Raw genomic sequence first — 15,927 nt, forward strand, 5'->3', positions numbered from 1 at the left:
GAGGGCGTCATGCGCACCCGCACACTCCTCGCCTCGACCGGACTGCTCGCGCTGGGCATCGTCGCCGGCGCGTCCGCGGCGATCGCGGGCGAGAACAACCCGAGGAACGACCCGCACGTCGAGACCGAGAAGGTCATGATCTGCCACGCCACGGCGTCGGAGAAGAACCCCTTCACCGTGAACGAGATCTCGTTCAACGCCGTCGACAACGGCTACAACATCGACTGGAACGGCCACGGCGACCACGAGGGCGACATCATCCCGGCGTTCGCCGACTTCCCGGGCCTCAACTGGACCGAGCTGGGCCAGGCGATCTGGAACAACGGCTGCGAGGTGCCCACCACGGAGCCCGAGCCCCAGGAGACCACCGTCCCCGAGGAGACCGAGACCCCGGAGCCCGAGGAGACGACCACCCCGGAGGAGACCCCGGAGCCGGAGGAGACCACGGAGACCGAGACCGAGGTCGAGGTCGAGTCCGCGACCACCACCACCGAGGACACGGAGGAGGAGGCCGCCCCGGAGGCCGAGTCCGCGACGGCGGTGCTGTCCGACGCCGGCTTCACCGGCTGACGACCGCCCGAGGGGGGCAGGGCCGGGCGGGCGCGATGCCCACCCGGCCCTCGCATCGTCCCCGCGCTACGCCGGGACGACGGACGGGCCGGGCTCGAGCCCGATGCTCTCCATGAGCGCGCGCACGCGGCCGTCGATCTCGTCGCGCTGCGCCTCGGACGGGCCGGGCTCGATCGCCCAGTCCTCGTAGCGCTTGCCGGGGATGTACGGGCAGGCGTCGCCACAGCCCATGGTGACGATGACGTCGGCCTCCTGGAGCTGCGAGTCGGTCCAGCGCTTGGGGTGCTCGTGCGTGATGTCGATGCCGACCTCGGCCATCGCGGCGACGGCGCCCGCGCTGAGCGCCTCGCCCGGCTGCGAGCCGCCGGACCACGAGGTAGCGCGGTCGCCGGCGTAGTGGGCGAAGAGGCCGAGGGCCATCTGGGACTTGCCCCCGTTCTTCACGCAGAGGAACAGGACGGCGGGCTTGTCGGACATTTCTCTCCTTCTATCGGGACGATGCGGTGGTCGTGGTGCGGAGCGTCGCCGCGAGGCGGCGGACCCGAGGTTCGAGGGCGTCGAAGGCCGCGGCGAAGGCGCGCGTGGTGCCCTCGGCGGCGGGATCGGGGACGGACCAGTGGAGGTCGCCGCCGCAGTCCTCGTACGCGAGGTCGCACACGGCGACGACGAGGTCGCCCGCATCGCGGACCTCGTCGAGGGCGGCGGGGGCGAGGGCGACCGGCGCGAGGCCGCGGCGGTCGAGCTCGTCGAGCGCGAGCGGGTGGATGCGCGGCGCGGGATCCGTGCCGGCTGACGCCACGGGCACGATGCGCGCGGCCGCCAGCATCGCGGCGGCCATCTGCGAGCGGGCGGAGTTCGCGGTGCACGTGAAGACCACGCGGTCCGGCCGCGCGGCCGCCTCGCCGGCCGGGCGGGACACGGCCGCCTCGACCAGCGGCGACCACGCGAGCGCGAGGTAGGAGCGGCGGCGGTCGGCGTCCGAGCGACGGCGGCGGACCACACCCGCGTCCTCGAGCGCCCGCAGGTGGTGCGCGAGCAGGCTCGAGGCCATCCCGGTGCGCGCGCCGAGCTCGCCCGGGGCGAGGTCGCCGTCCGCGAGCGCGTCGACGAGCGCGAGACGATGCGCGTCGGCGAGGGCCGCGAGGACGGCGAGGCGGTCGGTCACGCGGCGAGGATATCTCAATCTTGATTGAGAGAATCGCGCAAGGTCGCCGCGGCGGGGCGACCGCCGCATCGTCCCTGCTCACCGGCCCGGAACGTGCGGCGACACGCGGCGTGGCGGTGCGCGCGCATCGTCACGTCGGACACCAGACTTGAGCCGATAACACCCTCACTTCTGTCACATCCTTCACGCACGTATATCCCCGGCACATGCGTCTATGTGCGGTTCGCCACACCTTTGACGGCCCCCTGCGCCCGCCAGACGATGGGGCCAGCCGGGAGGGCGGGGCGCTGCTGAGGGCGCCGGATCACCCCCTCCCGCAGCGGAGGGAACTGAACATGCTGAGGAAGACCCTCGTGGTCGCGGCCGTCGCCGCGCTCACGATGATGATGAGCTCGCCCGCAGGGGCGACGAGCGGCGACACGCAGCCCGGGAACGACGGCGTCCACAAGGTGTGGGTGTGCAAGTACTCGGGCACGCCCTACGTCGACGAGGTGCTGAAGCCGGGCAAGAACCCGATCGCCGTCGACGGCAGCGCGACGGTCGGCACGTACTTCAAGGACGGCCAGGGCCAGTCCTTCGTGCTCGACGACGTGACCGACGAGAACACCGCGCAGGGCGAGCGCTACACCGGCACGCTCACGTGCCCCGAGGGCCGCTCGTTCGACCATGACTGGGAGTACGCGGCGCCCTCATGCGACGCGCTTACGGTCGACTACCCCGAGGCTCTGCCGGCAGGCCAGGCCAACGACGTCAACGTGCGGATCAAGAACCTCGCCACCGGCCAGGAGAAGACGCTCAACTTCCACAACGGCGGCGGCACCTGGTCCGGCACGCAGGTCTTCGACTTCGCGTCGCACCACGCATGGCCCGCCTGGGGCTACTACGCCGTGACGTGGGTCCAGGTGGCGGGCTCCAACTACCACTGGTCCGGCGAGGTGACCTGCGGCCAGCCCGAGAAGCCCGAGAAGCCCGAGACGAAGGTGGAGACCACCCGGTGGACGGTCTCGGACTACGTGTGCGAGTCCGAGTCGGTCGCGCTGGCGCGCAGCGTGACGACGACCACCTACACGTGGGATGAGGGCTCGTGGAGCTGGAAGGCCTCCTCCTCGACCGAGACCGAGACCGACTCGCGCGCCATGACGGAGCAGGAGAAGGCGGCACAGTGCGAGGAGCCCCCGGTCGACGTCTGCCTCAACATCGACGGCATCCAGACCGAGGTGCCGGACGGCTACAAGGCGGACGGTCAGGGCAACTGCTGCAAGTGCACGCCCCCGCCGGTGGTCGACAAGTGCCTCAATATCGACGGCGACCAGGCGACCGTGCCCGAGGGCATGACGCGCGACGAGAACGGCGACTGCTGGACGCCGAAGCCGCCGACCAAGGTCGAGTTCACCGAGTGGGCCGTCTCCGACTTCATGTGCGAGAGCGAGAAGGTCACCGAGACCAGGACGAAGTCGATGACCACGTACGCGTGGGACACCGCGACGGGCACCTGGGTCGGCACCACCACGGAGACCGTCCAGTCGCACACCCGGGCCATGACGGCGGACGAGTCCGCCGAGCTGTGCCCGCCGCCGATCGACGTCTGCGAGAACCTGCCGGGCATCCAGACCGAGCTGCCCGAGGGCCTCGTGATGGACGAGGGCGACTGCCTCATGCCGCCCGAGGTCACCGTGAGCGAGTGGACCGGTGAGCCGGTGTGCGACATGACCTCGTACACCGAGTGGGCGACCGAGACCACGAGCGGCTACCTGCCCGTCGAGACCGAGGGCGGCTACAGCTGGGCGCCGTACGTCACGTACAAGACGCTTTACCGGACGGTCGAGGTCGACGAGGTCATCCCCTGCGACGTCGAGGAGCCGACCGAGCCGACGATCGACGGCACGATCGTGGGCGAGATCTGCACCGCCGACGCGCCGTACCTCGGCTACGACATCGTCCTGGACGACCCGGACGGCGTCTCGACCGACGACGGCACCGCGACGATCACCTTCGTCCACCCGACCAACGCGGCGAAGAACTGGTCGACCACGGTCGCGATCGGCACGGGCAAGATCCTGTGGCCGGGCGCGAGCGTCGACGAGGACGGCGTCGCGAACAACTGGCCCGGGTACAAGTACTCCGAGTCCAAGGACGAGTGGGTGTCCGTGGGCGCGAAGAACTACGGCTGGACCAGGGCCGACGACACCGAGGTGATCATCTCGGTCAACCCGAGCAAGACCTTCACGGTCTCCTACCCGCCGGCCACCCCGGTCTGCAACTCGGAGCCTCCCGTGGAGATCGTGAGCGTCCTCGACGCTCCGGCGGCCACCCCGGTCACGGGCGTGGCGACGTACACCGGCTGATCCCCGGTGTACGGCCCGGCGGGGCGCGGCCTTCCTCAGCGGGCCGCACCTCGCCGGGCCACTCCCCGAGGGGAGTGAAGCGAGGGGGAAGCTGAGGGGGCGCTGAGGGGGCGCTCAGGCGGGACCCCACTGAGGGGCGGGGCCCCGCGACGTCGATCCCGACGTTCCGTGCCAGGCACGGAGCGTCGGGATCGATGCATGTGGGGGCTTGGCAGGGCGGGCGGATCCTCCGCCGCCGGACCGGGAGGCCCGACCCGCCTACGCCTCGTCGATGTGGACCGGCGTCCCGAGCGGGATCCCGATCTCCTCGACCATCTCCGTGATGACGTCGTTGGGGACGCGGATGCAGCCGTGCGAGATCGACTTGCCGAACGAGTCCGGGTCGTTGGTGCCGTGCAGCCCGATGACCGCGTCGCCGCCCGCGAACTCGTCGAGCACCGGCGAGTAGCCCGACAGCCCGTACGCGTACGGCCCGTAGAGCCCGTCCGGGTCCGGCGGCTGCAGCAGCTCGCGCACGTAGTAGACGCCGCCCGGCGTGGGCAGCTCGTCCGTGCCGAGCCCGATCTCCGTGGTGAGCACCTCGTCCTCGCCGTCCCACACGATGAGCTCGTAGGCCTCCATGTCGATCTCGATGCTCATGTGCGTCGCGGCGAGCGAGACGTCGTCGGCGGCCACCCAGCCGGTGGAGCCGTTCGGCCGGATCGGCAGGTACACCTCGAGCCACGAGCCCTGGATCTGCTTGACCAGGAAGGTCAGCGGGGTCTGGTCGGGCACGGTGAGGACATCCGCGGCCTTCACGACGGTCTTCTTCGCGCCGTCGGGCTTCTTCAGCACCGTCACCTTGGTGCCGCGCGCGGTCGCGATGTAGGACAGCGTCGAGTCCTCCGACGCGGTCGCGGAGGGCTCGGGCTCCGGGGTCGTCGTCTCGGTCGGCGCGACGGCAGCGACGGTGGACGATGCGCTGGTGGCCGGCGACGGCTCGGCCGCCGGCGTGCACGCGGACAGCGCGAGCGCGCCCACGACGGTGAACAGCGCGACGATGCGACGCATCGGACCTCCCTCAGACCCCTCAGCGCCCCCACACTACGACGCAGCCGCCCGGCCTGGGTAGGTCCCCGGGCCGGGCGGCCGTCGCATCGTGCCTCCGAGAGGCGGGGTTATGCGTTGACGAGCTCGCGCTCCACGGGCTCGCCCGGCTCGCCCTCGATGGCGTCCGCGCGGTCCTTGTCGGAGCGCATGAGGAAGCTCGCGATCACCGTGACCGCGACGATGACGACCGACATCACGAGGTACGCGTTGGCGAAGCCGATGGACTCGTACGCCTGGCCGAACGGCAGCGAGAACGCCGCGACGCCCAGCGACTTCGCCACGCCGAATCCGAGCATGTACGCGGTCGCGGAGATCCTCACGTCGAACATCCGGGTGATGTACTTCATCACCGAGACCAGCATGAGCGGCATCTCGATGGCCGCGAGCAGGCGCCACGCGATGAGCGCCTCGGTGGTGGTGACCAGCGCCGAGCCGAGCACGCGGACCACGAGGATCGCGGCGAACAGCTGCAGGCCGCGCTTCGCGCCGATCTTGTTGACGAACCAGGGCGCGACCAGCATGACCGCCGCCTCGGCGAAGATCTGGATGGTCACCACCTGCGAGAACAGCGCCACCGGGTCGCCGTGGTTGACGTGCTGCGCGAAGTAGATAGAGAACTGCTGGTCGAAGACGTCGTAGAGCGCGGCCGTGCCGAACATCAGGACGACGAAGCCGATGAAGCTGCGGTCCGTGAACAGGCGCTTGATGGTGTCCTTGCTCACCTTGGTGGCGGAGGTCTCGCCGGCGGCGGCGCTCTCCTGCTCCTGCGCCGGCACCTTCGCGACGAAGAGCAGCGCGCCCAGCACGATGGCGCAGAACGAGGCCGCCCACCAGATGCTATCGGGGTTGACGTGCGACCACATCCAGCCGGCGACCAGGGTGATCGTGCCGCCCGCGATCGAGCCGAACAGGCGAGCGTGGCCGTACTCGAACTTGTTGGCGCGGGACGCGCGCTCGTTGAAGGCCTCGACGACGGACACGCCGGCGAGCAGCACGAGCGCCATGAACATGCCGCCGACCACGGCCGCACCCACCATGCTCCACGCCATCAGCGGCGGGAACACGAACGCGAAGAACGGGCCGACCATCGCGCCGCAGAGCACCACGAACGCGAACAGGTGCTTCTTGAGGCCCAGGCGGTCCTGCAGGTAGCCGTACAGCGGCTGGAGGCACAGCGCGGTGATCGCCATCACCGTGTTGATAAGGCCGATGTTGCCCTCGCCCATGCCCTTCTCCGACAGCCACAGGCCGTGGAACGAGAAGAAGATCTGCCAGACGGCGAAGTAGAAGAAGTACAGGCCGCCGTAGTTCCAGAACACCCCGCGCTTGAGGGAGGCCAGGATGGACCCGCCGCCGGTGGCGGGCGTCGTTGCAGTAGGTGCGCTCATCGCACATCCCTTCGGGGATTCTCGTGGAGGTGGCCGCCATGGCCAGGGTGGTGAGCGGCGCGCGGGCGGAATCCGCGGGCGCATGCACGCTGCAACCGGTAACAGAAGGCGACTCTACGTCACCTGGTGCTGAAAAACAGCGTAATTGGTGGCAGCACCCAACAATGGGACGTATCGCCTATGCCAGCGCTTACATGCTGGGAGTTCGCTGAGAGTCTTCGCCCAGGCCCGTTCACCCCTCCACGCCACGGCCTCCGGAGCGGGTGCTTCCGATGCGCCGCCCACCGGTCAACGGGGGTGTCGCGTGGAGGGCTGCCTCACCCGCGTGGAGGGGAGCGCGGGGTCAGGCGGCCGGCTCCTCCTCGTCGACGCCGTCCGCGAGCTCGCCGGTCGGTGCCTCGCGGCCCTTGTCGTTGCCCATGAGCAGGCTCGCGAGCACGGTCACGACCGCGATCACGACCGACATGATGAGGTAGGACTGCTCGAAGCCCACCCTGTCGTAGGACCGCCCGAAGGCCGCCGAGAACAGCGCCACCCCGAGGGACTTCGCGACGCCGAAGCCGAGCATGTACGCGGTCGCGGAGATCTTCACGTCGAACATGCGCGTGAGGTACTTCATCACCGAGACGAGCATGAACGGGATCTCGATCGCCGCGAGCAGGCGCCACATGATGAGCGCCTCGGTGGTGGTGACGAGCGCCGAGCCGAGCACGCGCACCACGAGGATCGCGGCGAAGATCTGCAGTCCGCGCTTCGCGCCGATGCGGTTGACGATCGCCGGGGTGAAGATCATCACCACGGCCTCGAGGAGGATCTGGATCGACACGACCGTGCCGAACAGCCCCTCGGGGTCGCCGTGCTGCACGCGGTCGGTGAAGTAGATCGAGAACTGCTGGTCGAACACGTCGTAGAGCGCGGCCGTGCCCATCATCAGCACCACGAAGCCGAGGAAGTTGCGGTCCGTGACGAGCCCGACGATCGCCTCGCGGCTGATCTTGTGGGCGTGCGCCTCGCCCTCGGCGTGATGCGCGGCGGGCGCCTGGTGCGGGACCCGCGCGACGAAGAGCAGGACCCCGAGCACGAGCGCGGAGAAGGTCGCCGCCCACCAGATGTTGTCGGGGTTCGCCGCCCAGATGACGCCGCCGATCGCCGAGGCGAACGAGCCGCCGAGCGACCCGAACAGCCGCGCGTGGCCGTACTCGAAGCCGTTGGCGCGGCTCGCGCGCTCGTTGAACGCCTCCACCACGGACACGCCGGCGTACGTGACGAGGCTGAGGAAGAAGCCGCCGACCACCGCCGCGAGCCGCTGGTCGACCCCGATGAGCGGCTTGAACACGAACTGGAAGAACGGCCCCACCATCGCGGCGGACACCACGACGAACGCGAACAGCGGCTTGCGGAACCCCAGCCGGTCCTGCACCAGGCCGTAGACGGGCTGGAGGCACATCGCGACGAGCGCCATCACGGTGCTCACGAGCCCGATGCTGCCGCCGCTCATGCCCTCGTCGTCGAGCCACAGGCCCATGTACGTGAAGATGAACTGCCAGACGACGAAGTAGAAGAAGTAGATCCCGCCGTAGTTCCACAGCACGATGCGCTTGACCGAGTCGAGGATGCTCGGCCCGGCCGAGGCGGTGGGGGCTTTGTCGCCTGAGGCGGTCACCGCATCGTCCCGTCGGGCGGCAGGACCTCGACGCCCGACGGGACCGGGCGGGTGAGCGGCAGCGGCACGCCCCAGACGGGGTTGCCGTCGTCGTCGAACGGCAGCACCTGGGCGCAGGCCTGACGGTTGGGCTCCCACAGGGGGTTGCCGATCAGCTCGGTGTACGTGCGCGCGTGGTAGACGAGCACGGTCTCGCCGTCCTCGTCCTCGGTGAAGCTGTTGTGGCCCGGGCCGTAGATGCCGTTCTCGGGGGCGCTCGTGAACACGGGGGTCGGGGACTTGGTCCAGCTCGACGGGGCGAGGAGGTCGCTGTCCGCGTCCGCGGTGAGCAGGCCCATCGCGTACTCGATGCCCGTCGCGGAGGCGCTGTAGGTGAGGTAGAGCCTGCCGTTCCTCTGCAGCACGCTCGGGCCCTCCGCGACCCAGAAGCCGACGATCTCCCAGTCGTACTCCGGCTGGCACAGCATCACCGGCGGCGTCGCGAGCGTCCACGGGTTCTCCATGCGCGCGATGTAGAGGTTGGAGTGCCCCTTGACGTCGAAGTCCTGCTGCGCCCACACGAGGTACTGGTCGCCGTCCTTCACGAAGCTGGTCGCGTCCAGCGCGAAGGTCTCCCAGCCGGTGTCGACCTGGCCCTTCTCGGTCCAGGTGCCGGTAAGCGGGTCGTCGTCGAGGCACTCGAGGCAGAAGATGCGGTGGTTGAAGGTGTCGTCGGCGTCGGGCACGTCGAAGGTGACGTCAGCGCTGGGCGCGGCCGCGTAGTAGATGTACCAGGCGCCGTTCACCCGGTGGATCTCGGGGGCCCAGATGAGGTGCGACTGCGGGCCGGTCTCGTGCTTGGTCCAGATGGTCACCTCGGGCGCCGCCTGGAGGTCCTCGAGACGCTCGGCCCTCCTGAGGACGATGCGGTCGTACAGCGGGTACGAGCCGGTGAAGTAGTACTGGCCGTCGTGACGCAGGACGCACGGGTCGGCACGCTGGAGGACGATCGGGTTGGGGATGGTCTCGGCCACGGACGCTCCTCGGTTTCGCGCGATCAGACGCCTTCTCGCACCCTAGGCGAGCGGGGTGGGCGCCGCGACTGGAGACCGCCCGTGCCGACGGGAACCGCGACGGAAGGCCCAGGCGGATCCCACACGACCCGGGATACGATCCGTGTCACCGGCTGTCCCCGCATGCAAGGAGGCATCGATGACCCCGGAGAGCAAGGCCGACCACGCGTACCGCATCCTCACCGATCGCCTGGCCGAGGGCGTCTACCTGCCCGGACACCGCCTCGTCATCGACCGTTTGGTCCGCGAGCACGGCATCAGCTCCATCCCGTGGCGCGAGGCGCTGCGCCGGCTCGAGGCCGAGGGCTGGGTCGACATCATCCCCAACGCCGGCGCCGTGGTGCGCGCGTTCACCACCGACGACCAGCTCAGCACGATGCGCGTCCTCGGCCGGCTCGAGCCGCTCGCGATCGCGCTGTCGGCGCCGCACCTGGACGCCGGCGAGATCGCCGCGGCACGCGAGCTCGAGGACCAGGCGCAGGCAGCGCTCGTCGACTTCGACGCGGCCGGCTTCGCGATGCTCGACCGCGCCTTCCACTCCCTGCTGCGCGCGCACTGCCCCGACGCCCGGCTCACGGCCATGGTCGACGCGGAGAGCCTGCGCCTCGCGATGATGGACCGCGTGCTGCCCGCGCACGCGCCCGGACGTGTCGCCGCGACCCCGAAGGAGCACGCCGACCTGCTCGCGCTCATCGAGTCCGGCGCGTGCGCGGACGAGGTCGAGGAGGCCGCGCGGGCCCACCGCCTCCGCACCGTCGCCGCGATCGAGGCGGCCGTCACCGCGGGCTGAGCCCGCGCATCGTCCACCCGGACACGACGAAGCCCGGGCCGCATCGTCCACGCGGAACGATGCGGACCCGGGCGGTCGCGTCTCGAGGAGGGAGACTCAGGCCGGCGCCACCTGCGGCATGCCCTCGGGGGGCAGCACGTCGAGCGCGGTCGGCACGGGTCGGGTCATCGGCAGCGGGATGCCCCACACCGGGTCGCCCGCGGCGTCGAAGGGCAGCACTTGCGCGCAGGCCTGACGGTTGGGCTCGTACAGCGGGTCGCCCTCGATCTTCGTGTAGGTGCGGGCGTGGTAGACCAGCACCGTCTCACCCTCGGGCGACTCGGTGAACGAGTTGTGGCCGGGACCGTAGATGCCGTTCTCGGGCGCCGACGTGAAGACGGGCTCGGGGCTCTTGGTCCAGGAGGCGGGGTCGAGGAGGTCGGCGTCCGCGTCCGCGATCAGCACGCCCATCGCGTACTCGGGGCCGGTGCCGGACGCCGAGTAGGACAGGTAGAGCTTGTCGTTCTTCTGCAGCACCGAGGGGCCCTCGTTGACCCAGAAGCGCTCGATCTCCCAGTCCAGCTCGGGCTTGGTCAGCATGACCGCGGGCGTCGCGAGCGTCCACGGGTTCTCCATGCGCGCGATGTAGAGGTTCGAGTTGCCGCGGATCTCGTAGTCCTGCTGCGCCCACACGAGGTACTGGGCGCCGTCCTTGACGAACGACGTCGCGTCGAGGGCGAAGGACTCCCAGCCGGTGTCGACCTGGCCGCGCTCGACCCACTCGCCCGTCATGGGATCCTCGTCGGTGCACTCGAGCACGAAGACGCGGTGGCAGAAGGTCTCGGCGGTGTCCGGCACGTCCGCGTGCGGGTGGCCGATCGCGGCGGCGGCGTAGTAGATGTACCAGGCGCCGTTCACGCGGTGGATCTCGGGGGCCCAGATGAGATTGGACTGCGGGCCCTCGTGGTGCTTGGTCCAGATGGTCACCTCGGGCGCGGCCTGCAGGTCCTCGAGACGCTCGGCGCGACGCAGGACGATGCGGTCGTACAGCGGGTACGAGCCGGTGAAGTAGTACTGCCCCTCGTGGCGCAGGACGCACGGGTCCGCGCGCTGGAGCACGATGGGGTTGGGGATGAGGTCCGTGGGCACGGGATGGCCTCCTCGTCGTTGAGTCGTGGACTGATTTGCAACGTTGTAAAGAAGTGTACGGCACGCTGCGCCACGCGCGGGAACGCGTGGTCCCGGCCGGGGCTGGACCCGGGGTCGCCGCGCGTCCCGGTCGGGGCGCAATCCGACGCCCGACCCCTGGCCAGCCCTACGATGAGGCGGAAAGGGGGGTGCCCATGGAAGGCGCGTCTCACGAGGCGATCCCGACGGTCCGCGAGCAGCTCGCGGGCATGGCCCGGGCGATGGCGAACGGCGCCTCGCTGCGGGGCGTCGCGCTCGTCGTCGCGGGCAGCGTGCTGCTCATGCTCCCGGCCGCGACGACCTGGATCGCGCAGGTGGTGGCGATCGGCGCCCTCGGCGTGACCGGCCTCATGGACCTCTTCTACTCGGTCACCGGGCGGCGCTGGCTGGGCCGCCGGATCAACCGCGTGGTCGCGTTCCTGCGCGGCCTCATGACCACGGCGATCGCGGCGCTCCTCACCTGGATCGCGTACCTCGACCCGACGGGTGGCTCCCTGAGCCTCGCGGGCGTGGTCGCCGCGGTCGGCGTGTACGTGGCCTTCCGCGGCCTCATCGGCGTCATCGACGTGCTGGTGCGGAGGAACCGTCGCGAGCGGCTCGTCCGGCTCGCGGTCTCGGCGCTCGCGCTCACGGGTGGCGTGCTCGCGGCCCAGGTCCCGGAGGCGATCGCCCGCACGGTGCTGGTCTCCTCCGCGGCGGCCGCGATCATCGTCGGCTTCATCCTCATCGCCTGGGGCATGCGCCGCGCGGAGCAGGGCAGCGGGCTCGACCCCGCGCGCGCCTCGATCGGGGAGGTGCTGTGGGACTGGATCCGCGGCTCCGACATCGGCGACGAGGCCCGATCCGAGCAGGTCGACTCCCTCTACTTCGAGAACCCGGGACGCCTCAACAAGCTCGGCACGTGGTGGGTGATGCTCGCGCTGTCCGTCGCGATCGCGACGTTCGCGGTGCTCGCGGACTCCACCGCGGTCGTCATCGGGGCGATGCTCGTGGCCCCGCTGATGACGCCGATCGTCGGCCTCGCGGGCGCGCTCGTCAACGGCTGGGCGAGGCGGGCGTTCCACTCGGCCGGCCTCGTCGCCGCCGGCGTGGCCGTGTCGATCACGCTCGCCTACGGCATCGCGTCGTGGTCCCCCGTGGCGATCACCTTCAGCACCAACTCGCAGATCGTCTCCCGCGTCAACCCCAGCACGGTCGACATGCTGATCGCGCTGGCCGCCGGCGCCGCGGGCGCCTACGCGACCGTGAACAAGCGCGTGGCCTCCGGCATCGCGGGCGTCGCGATCGCGGTCGCCCTCGTGCCGCCGCTCGCCGTCGTGGGAGTCAGCCTCAGCGGGGAGCGGTGGGCCGACGCCGCCGGGGCGCTGCTGCTGTTCCTCACCAACTTCGTCGCGATCGTGCTCGCCGCGTGCGTCGTCTTCGTCGCGACTGGCTTCGCGCAGCCGGGCGTCCTCCGCCGCAACCCGCGCCGGCTGCTCCTCACCCTGTCGCCCTTCGTGATCCTCGCGGCGATCGTCCTGCTGCCGCTCATGCTGACCGCCGAGGGCCAGCTCAACACCACCTCGCTCAACCGCAGCGCCGAGAAGGCCGTGGAGGAGTGGCTCGGCGAGGACACCCCGTTCGTGATCGGCAGCGTCATCGTCGACGGCGACATCGTCGAGGTGACGCTCGAGGGCCCCGGCGACCCTCCCCCGGTCGAGGCCCTGCAGCAGGACCTGCTCGACAGCTGGGAGGGCTACAACTCGGCGGTCGGGGTCAAGCTCACCGTCGTCCCGGTGACCGTCACCGAGCTGCCGGTCGCCACGCCGTCGCCGTCGTTCGGGTAGGCCGCGCGCGCCCGGCGTAGCGTGACGGGATGGGGACGATGCGGCGATGGCCGGTCGCGGTGGCCGTGACCGCGGCGCTGGTCGCGGGCTGCTCGTCGAGCCCCGAGCCCGACGTGTCGCCGAGCGTGTCCTCCACCCCGACGGCGTCCGCGAGCGCCGTGCCGTCCCCCACCGAGACGGCCTCCGCGACGCCCTCGCCGTCGACCTCGGCCTCGCCGTCCGTCGCGGCCACCGCGGCGCGCGACGGCTGCCCGGCCTTCGACGCCACGGGAGCGAGCGCATCGTCCGACGACTGGACCGACGACCTCAGCGACCGCCTGTGGGGCGTGACGATGCGGGTGGGCACCCACGAGTGCTACGACCGCTGGGTCCTCGAGTTCAAGGGCCGGGGCGGCATGCCGGGGTGGTCGGTGACGCCGCACGAGGCGAGCACGTTCGCGGTCGACGGCTCGGGCGAGGACCTCTCCCCCGCGCTCGCCGGCTCCGCGTCCCTCGAGGTTCGCTTCGGCGCCTGGTACGACGGCACCGCTCTCGACCGCGCGGCGTACGACGGGCCGATGCGCGTGATCACCGGCGGGTTCGTCGCGATCCAGGATGCGCGGATCGTGGGCGCGTTAGAGGGCGTCTCGCAGGTCGGGATCGGGCTCGACGAGCTGCGACCCTACCGGGTGCGGTGGCTCGAGGACCCGCCGCGGCTCGTGGTGGACGTGGCGAAGTAGCGCCCGCGCGGGGACCTCTCCACGCAGGCCCTCGATCCCGACCCCGATTCGCCGGTTTCCCACCGCGACACGCCGCCGACACGCCCGGTCCCCGGTGGGAGAGTGCCTCGGCCGCGTGGAGGGGCACTCGGGGGGTTCAGACCACCCGGACCTCGCCGGCGTCCAGGGTCGCCGCGCCGCCGTCCCACTCGACCTCGGCCGCCGTGGCCCCGTGGTTGATGAGGAACAGCCGGTCGCCGCGGCGCACCGCCTCGACCTCGTCCGACGCCGAGGTCGCGACCGGGGCCACGCCCGAGTCCGCGAGCAGCCGCGCGACGACCGCGTCCGCGAGCGCCTCCGACGGCTGGGTCGCGACGTACCAGGCGGCGCCGGCACCCTCGGCGCCCGCGCGGCGGGTGATCGCGGGGCCGCCCGCGGCGAGGCCCTCGGTGAAGGTCGCGAGCACCTCGGCGGCGTCCGCGTGGACCACCTCGGACCAGCCCTCGATGCCGCCGGCGAGCTCGCCGTCGAGGCTGGACACGGGGACGGTGGCGGGGGCGTCGAAGAACTGGTCGGGCTGCGCGTAGGGCGCGAACTCCTCGACCCGCACGCCGAGCAGCTCCTGCCACGCACCCAGGTAGCCGCCGGGCAGCACGCCCAGGCCCTCGTCGAGGATCGCCGACTGGTACGTCACCAGTACGGTCGCGCCCCGCCCGCTCGCCGCCGCGACCCGGGCCTGCACCTCGGGGGTGACGACCTGCATGGTCGGGACGATGACGAGGTCGTAGCCGTCGAGCGACGAGTCCTTGGACGCGAAGTCGACGGTCACGCCGGCCCGGTAGAGCGCCGCGTGCCACGCGAGCACCGCGCGGATGTACGAGACCCGGGCAGGGGTGTCGGTCTGCTCGACCGCCCACCACGAGTCCCAGTCGAACATCACGGCCACACGGGACGGCACCCGCGAGCCGATCACGGAGGTGAGCCCGGCGAGCTCCTCCCCCAGCGCGCACACGTCGCGGTAGATCCGGGTGTCCTCGCCGGCGTGGGGCACCATCGCGGAGTGGAACTTCTCGGAGCCGCGCACCGACTGGCGCCACTGGAACTGCATGATGCCGTCCGCGCCGCGCGCGATCGACTGGAGCGACAGGCGGCGGAACATGCCCGCCGGCTTGGGGGCGTTGCGGGGCCGCCAGTTCACGGCCGAGGTCGCCTGCTCCATGAGGATCCACGGCTTGTCGCCGGCGAGCGAGCGCATGAGGTCGCGCACGGCCGCGGCGAACGGGATCGCGCGCGGGTCGGCGGGGTCGGGGTAGGCGTCGTCGGTGACGAAGTCGACGTGCTCGGCCCAGCGCCAGTAGTCGGCCGGCTTGAAGAAGCCCATGAAGTTCGTGGTGATGGGCTTGTCCGAGCGCGCCCGGATGATGTCGCACTCCATGCGGTGCAGCGCGAGCAGCGCGTCGGAGCCGAAGCGGTCGAAGTCGAGCTGCTGCGTCGGGTTGATGCTCGCGGGCGCGGCGCGCGGCGGCATCACCTCGTCGAACGACGCGTAGTGCTGCGACCAGAAGGCGGTGCCCCACGCATCGTTCAGCGTCTCGATGTCGCCGTAGCGCTCGGCGAGCCAGGCGCGGAAGGCGACGGCGGACTCGTCCGACCAGCAGCGCGGCACATGGCACCCGTACTCGTTGTTGACGTGCCACGCGATGACCGCGGGGTGGTCCGCGTAGCGCTCGACGATGCGCGTGGCGAGCCGCGCGGCGTACTCGCGGTAGGTCGCGGAGCTCGGGCTGTAGTGCTGGCGCGAGCCGATGCCGAGGACGGTGCCGTCGGCCATGACCGGCAGGGTGTCGGGGTGCTCGCGCGCGAGCCACGGCGGCGGCGCCGCGGTCGCCGTGGCGAGGTCGACGCCGATGCCGCCGGCGTGGAGCCGGTCGATGACGTCGTCGAGCCACCCGAAGTCGAACTCGCCGTCGGCGGGCTCCAGCTTGGCCCACGAGAACACGCCGACCGTCGCGACGGTGACGCCGGCGCGGCGCATGAGGCGCACGTCGTCGTCCCACACGTCGGGGGTCCACTGCTCGGGGTTGTAGTCGCCGCCGTACCAGAGGCTGCTGAACATCCGTGGTGCTCCTTGAGAGGTGTGAGGAGGTCCGAGGACCCGGTCGCCGGGGCGGGAG

General features: G+C 71.1%; 13 protein-coding genes. 5 read left to right on the forward strand and 8 right to left on the reverse strand.

Going from position 1 to position 15,927, the window contains the following annotated elements:
• Nucleotides 1-9 precede the first annotated feature (9 nt).
• Entirely contained in the window at nt 10-570 is a 561-nt protein-coding gene (locus AOM07_RS03125; protein ID WP_062311287.1) for a hypothetical protein, read from the forward strand.
• A gap of 66 nt (nt 571-636) precedes the next feature.
• Here the strand turns inward: AOM07_RS03125 and AOM07_RS03130 are convergent, their stop codons facing one another.
• Both AOM07_RS03130 and AOM07_RS03135 read right to left on the reverse strand, forming a co-directional pair.
• A complete protein-coding gene (locus AOM07_RS03130; RefSeq protein ID WP_062311289.1) occupies nt 637-1,047 on the reverse strand; it encodes an arsenate reductase/protein-tyrosine-phosphatase family protein in 411 nt (136 codons plus the stop codon).
• A 10-nt stretch (nt 1,048-1,057) separates the two neighbouring features.
• Nucleotides 1,058-1,735 carry an arsenate reductase/protein-tyrosine-phosphatase family protein gene (locus tag AOM07_RS03135; protein WP_228374358.1) on the reverse strand — a complete coding sequence of 226 codons (678 nt, stop codon included), beginning with the start codon at nt 1,733-1,735 and terminating at the stop codon, nt 1,058-1,060.
• Nucleotides 1,736-2,070: 335 nt separating this feature from the next.
• On the opposite strand from AOM07_RS03135, the gene AOM07_RS03140 reads away from it, so the two are divergent.
• Nucleotides 2,071-4,080: a hypothetical protein gene (locus AOM07_RS03140; protein WP_062311293.1), complete on the forward strand. Its 2,010-nt coding sequence runs from the start codon at nt 2,071-2,073 to the stop codon at nt 4,078-4,080.
• A gap of 258 nt (nt 4,081-4,338) precedes the next feature.
• On the opposite strand, the gene AOM07_RS03145 is transcribed toward AOM07_RS03140, so the two are convergent.
• The 4 genes from AOM07_RS03145 to AOM07_RS03160 form a co-directional block, all read right to left on the reverse strand.
• Nucleotides 4,339-5,130 carry a L,D-transpeptidase gene (locus AOM07_RS03145; protein ID WP_062311295.1) on the reverse strand — a complete coding sequence of 264 codons (792 nt, stop codon included), beginning with the start codon at nt 5,128-5,130 and terminating at the stop codon, nt 4,339-4,341.
• Nucleotides 5,131-5,237: 107 nt separating this feature from the next.
• A complete protein-coding gene (locus AOM07_RS03150; protein ID WP_084830056.1) occupies nt 5,238-6,557 on the reverse strand; it encodes an oligosaccharide MFS transporter in 1,320 nt (439 codons plus the stop codon).
• Nucleotides 6,558-6,900: 343 nt separating this feature from the next.
• Nucleotides 6,901-8,220 (reverse strand): oligosaccharide MFS transporter, encoded by a 1,320-nt coding sequence (locus AOM07_RS03155; RefSeq protein ID WP_062311298.1) that lies wholly within the window; start codon nt 8,218-8,220, stop codon nt 6,901-6,903.
• The gene (locus AOM07_RS03160) at nt 8,217-9,233 is read right to left on the reverse strand and encodes a glycoside hydrolase family 43 protein (RefSeq protein WP_062311300.1); all 1,017 of its coding nucleotides are present in this window, start codon (nt 9,231-9,233) and stop codon (nt 8,217-8,219) included. Before AOM07_RS03160 ends, AOM07_RS03155 begins: the two co-directional genes overlap by 4 nt.
• 178 nt (nt 9,234-9,411) lie before the next feature.
• Here AOM07_RS03160 and AOM07_RS03165 point away from each other — a divergent pair, with 178 nt between their 5' ends.
• Nucleotides 9,412-10,062, forward strand: a complete 651-nt coding sequence (locus tag AOM07_RS03165; RefSeq protein ID WP_062311302.1) for a GntR family transcriptional regulator — start codon at nt 9,412-9,414, stop codon at nt 10,060-10,062.
• Between the two features lie 96 nt (nt 10,063-10,158).
• On the opposite strand, the gene AOM07_RS03170 is transcribed toward AOM07_RS03165, so the two are convergent.
• On the reverse strand, nt 10,159-11,190 hold the full coding sequence (locus AOM07_RS03170) for a glycoside hydrolase family 43 protein (RefSeq protein WP_156171762.1): 1,032 nt from the start codon (nt 11,188-11,190) through the stop codon (nt 10,159-10,161).
• Nucleotides 11,191-11,384: 194 nt separating this feature from the next.
• Between AOM07_RS03170 and AOM07_RS03175 the strand changes: the two genes are divergently transcribed.
• Nucleotides 11,385-13,055 (forward strand): DUF389 domain-containing protein, encoded by a 1,671-nt coding sequence (locus AOM07_RS03175; protein WP_062311304.1) that lies wholly within the window; start codon nt 11,385-11,387, stop codon nt 13,053-13,055.
• A gap of 29 nt (nt 13,056-13,084) precedes the next feature.
• A complete protein-coding gene (locus AOM07_RS03180) occupies nt 13,085-13,774 on the forward strand; it encodes an AMIN-like domain-containing (lipo)protein (RefSeq protein ID WP_062311306.1) in 690 nt (229 codons plus the stop codon).
• Between the two features lie 136 nt (nt 13,775-13,910).
• Here AOM07_RS03180 and AOM07_RS03185 read toward each other — a convergent pair whose 3' ends face one another.
• Nucleotides 13,911-15,869, reverse strand: coding sequence for a beta-galactosidase (locus AOM07_RS03185; RefSeq protein ID WP_062311308.1), 1,959 nt, complete (start codon nt 15,867-15,869; stop codon nt 13,911-13,913).
• Nucleotides 15,870-15,927: the final 58 nt, after the last annotated feature.

Source organism: Demequina rhizosphaerae (assembly GCF_000971255.1).
Taxonomy (GTDB): domain Bacteria; phylum Actinomycetota; class Actinomycetes; order Actinomycetales; family Demequinaceae; genus Demequina; species Demequina rhizosphaerae.

Coding starts and splice junctions, on each gene's coding strand:
- AOM07_RS03165 (WP_062311302.1), top strand. CDS start 9,412: ATGACCCCGGAGAGCAAGGCCGACCACGCGTACCGCATCCTCACCGAT.
- AOM07_RS03180 (WP_062311306.1), top strand. CDS start 13,085: ATGGGGACGATGCGGCGATGGCCGGTCGCGGTGGCCGTGACCGCGGCG.
- AOM07_RS03150 (WP_084830056.1), bottom strand. CDS start 6,557: ATGAGCGCACCTACTGCAACGACGCCCGCCACCGGCGGCGGGTCCATC.
- AOM07_RS03125 (WP_062311287.1), top strand. CDS start 10: ATGCGCACCCGCACACTCCTCGCCTCGACCGGACTGCTCGCGCTGGGC.
- AOM07_RS03145 (WP_062311295.1), bottom strand. CDS start 5,130: ATGCGTCGCATCGTCGCGCTGTTCACCGTCGTGGGCGCGCTCGCGCTG.
- AOM07_RS03130 (WP_062311289.1), bottom strand. CDS start 1,047: ATGTCCGACAAGCCCGCCGTCCTGTTCCTCTGCGTGAAGAACGGGGGC.
- AOM07_RS03175 (WP_062311304.1), top strand. CDS start 11,385: ATGGAAGGCGCGTCTCACGAGGCGATCCCGACGGTCCGCGAGCAGCTC.
- AOM07_RS03185 (WP_062311308.1), bottom strand. CDS start 15,869: ATGTTCAGCAGCCTCTGGTACGGCGGCGACTACAACCCCGAGCAGTGG.
- AOM07_RS03140 (WP_062311293.1), top strand. CDS start 2,071: ATGCTGAGGAAGACCCTCGTGGTCGCGGCCGTCGCCGCGCTCACGATG.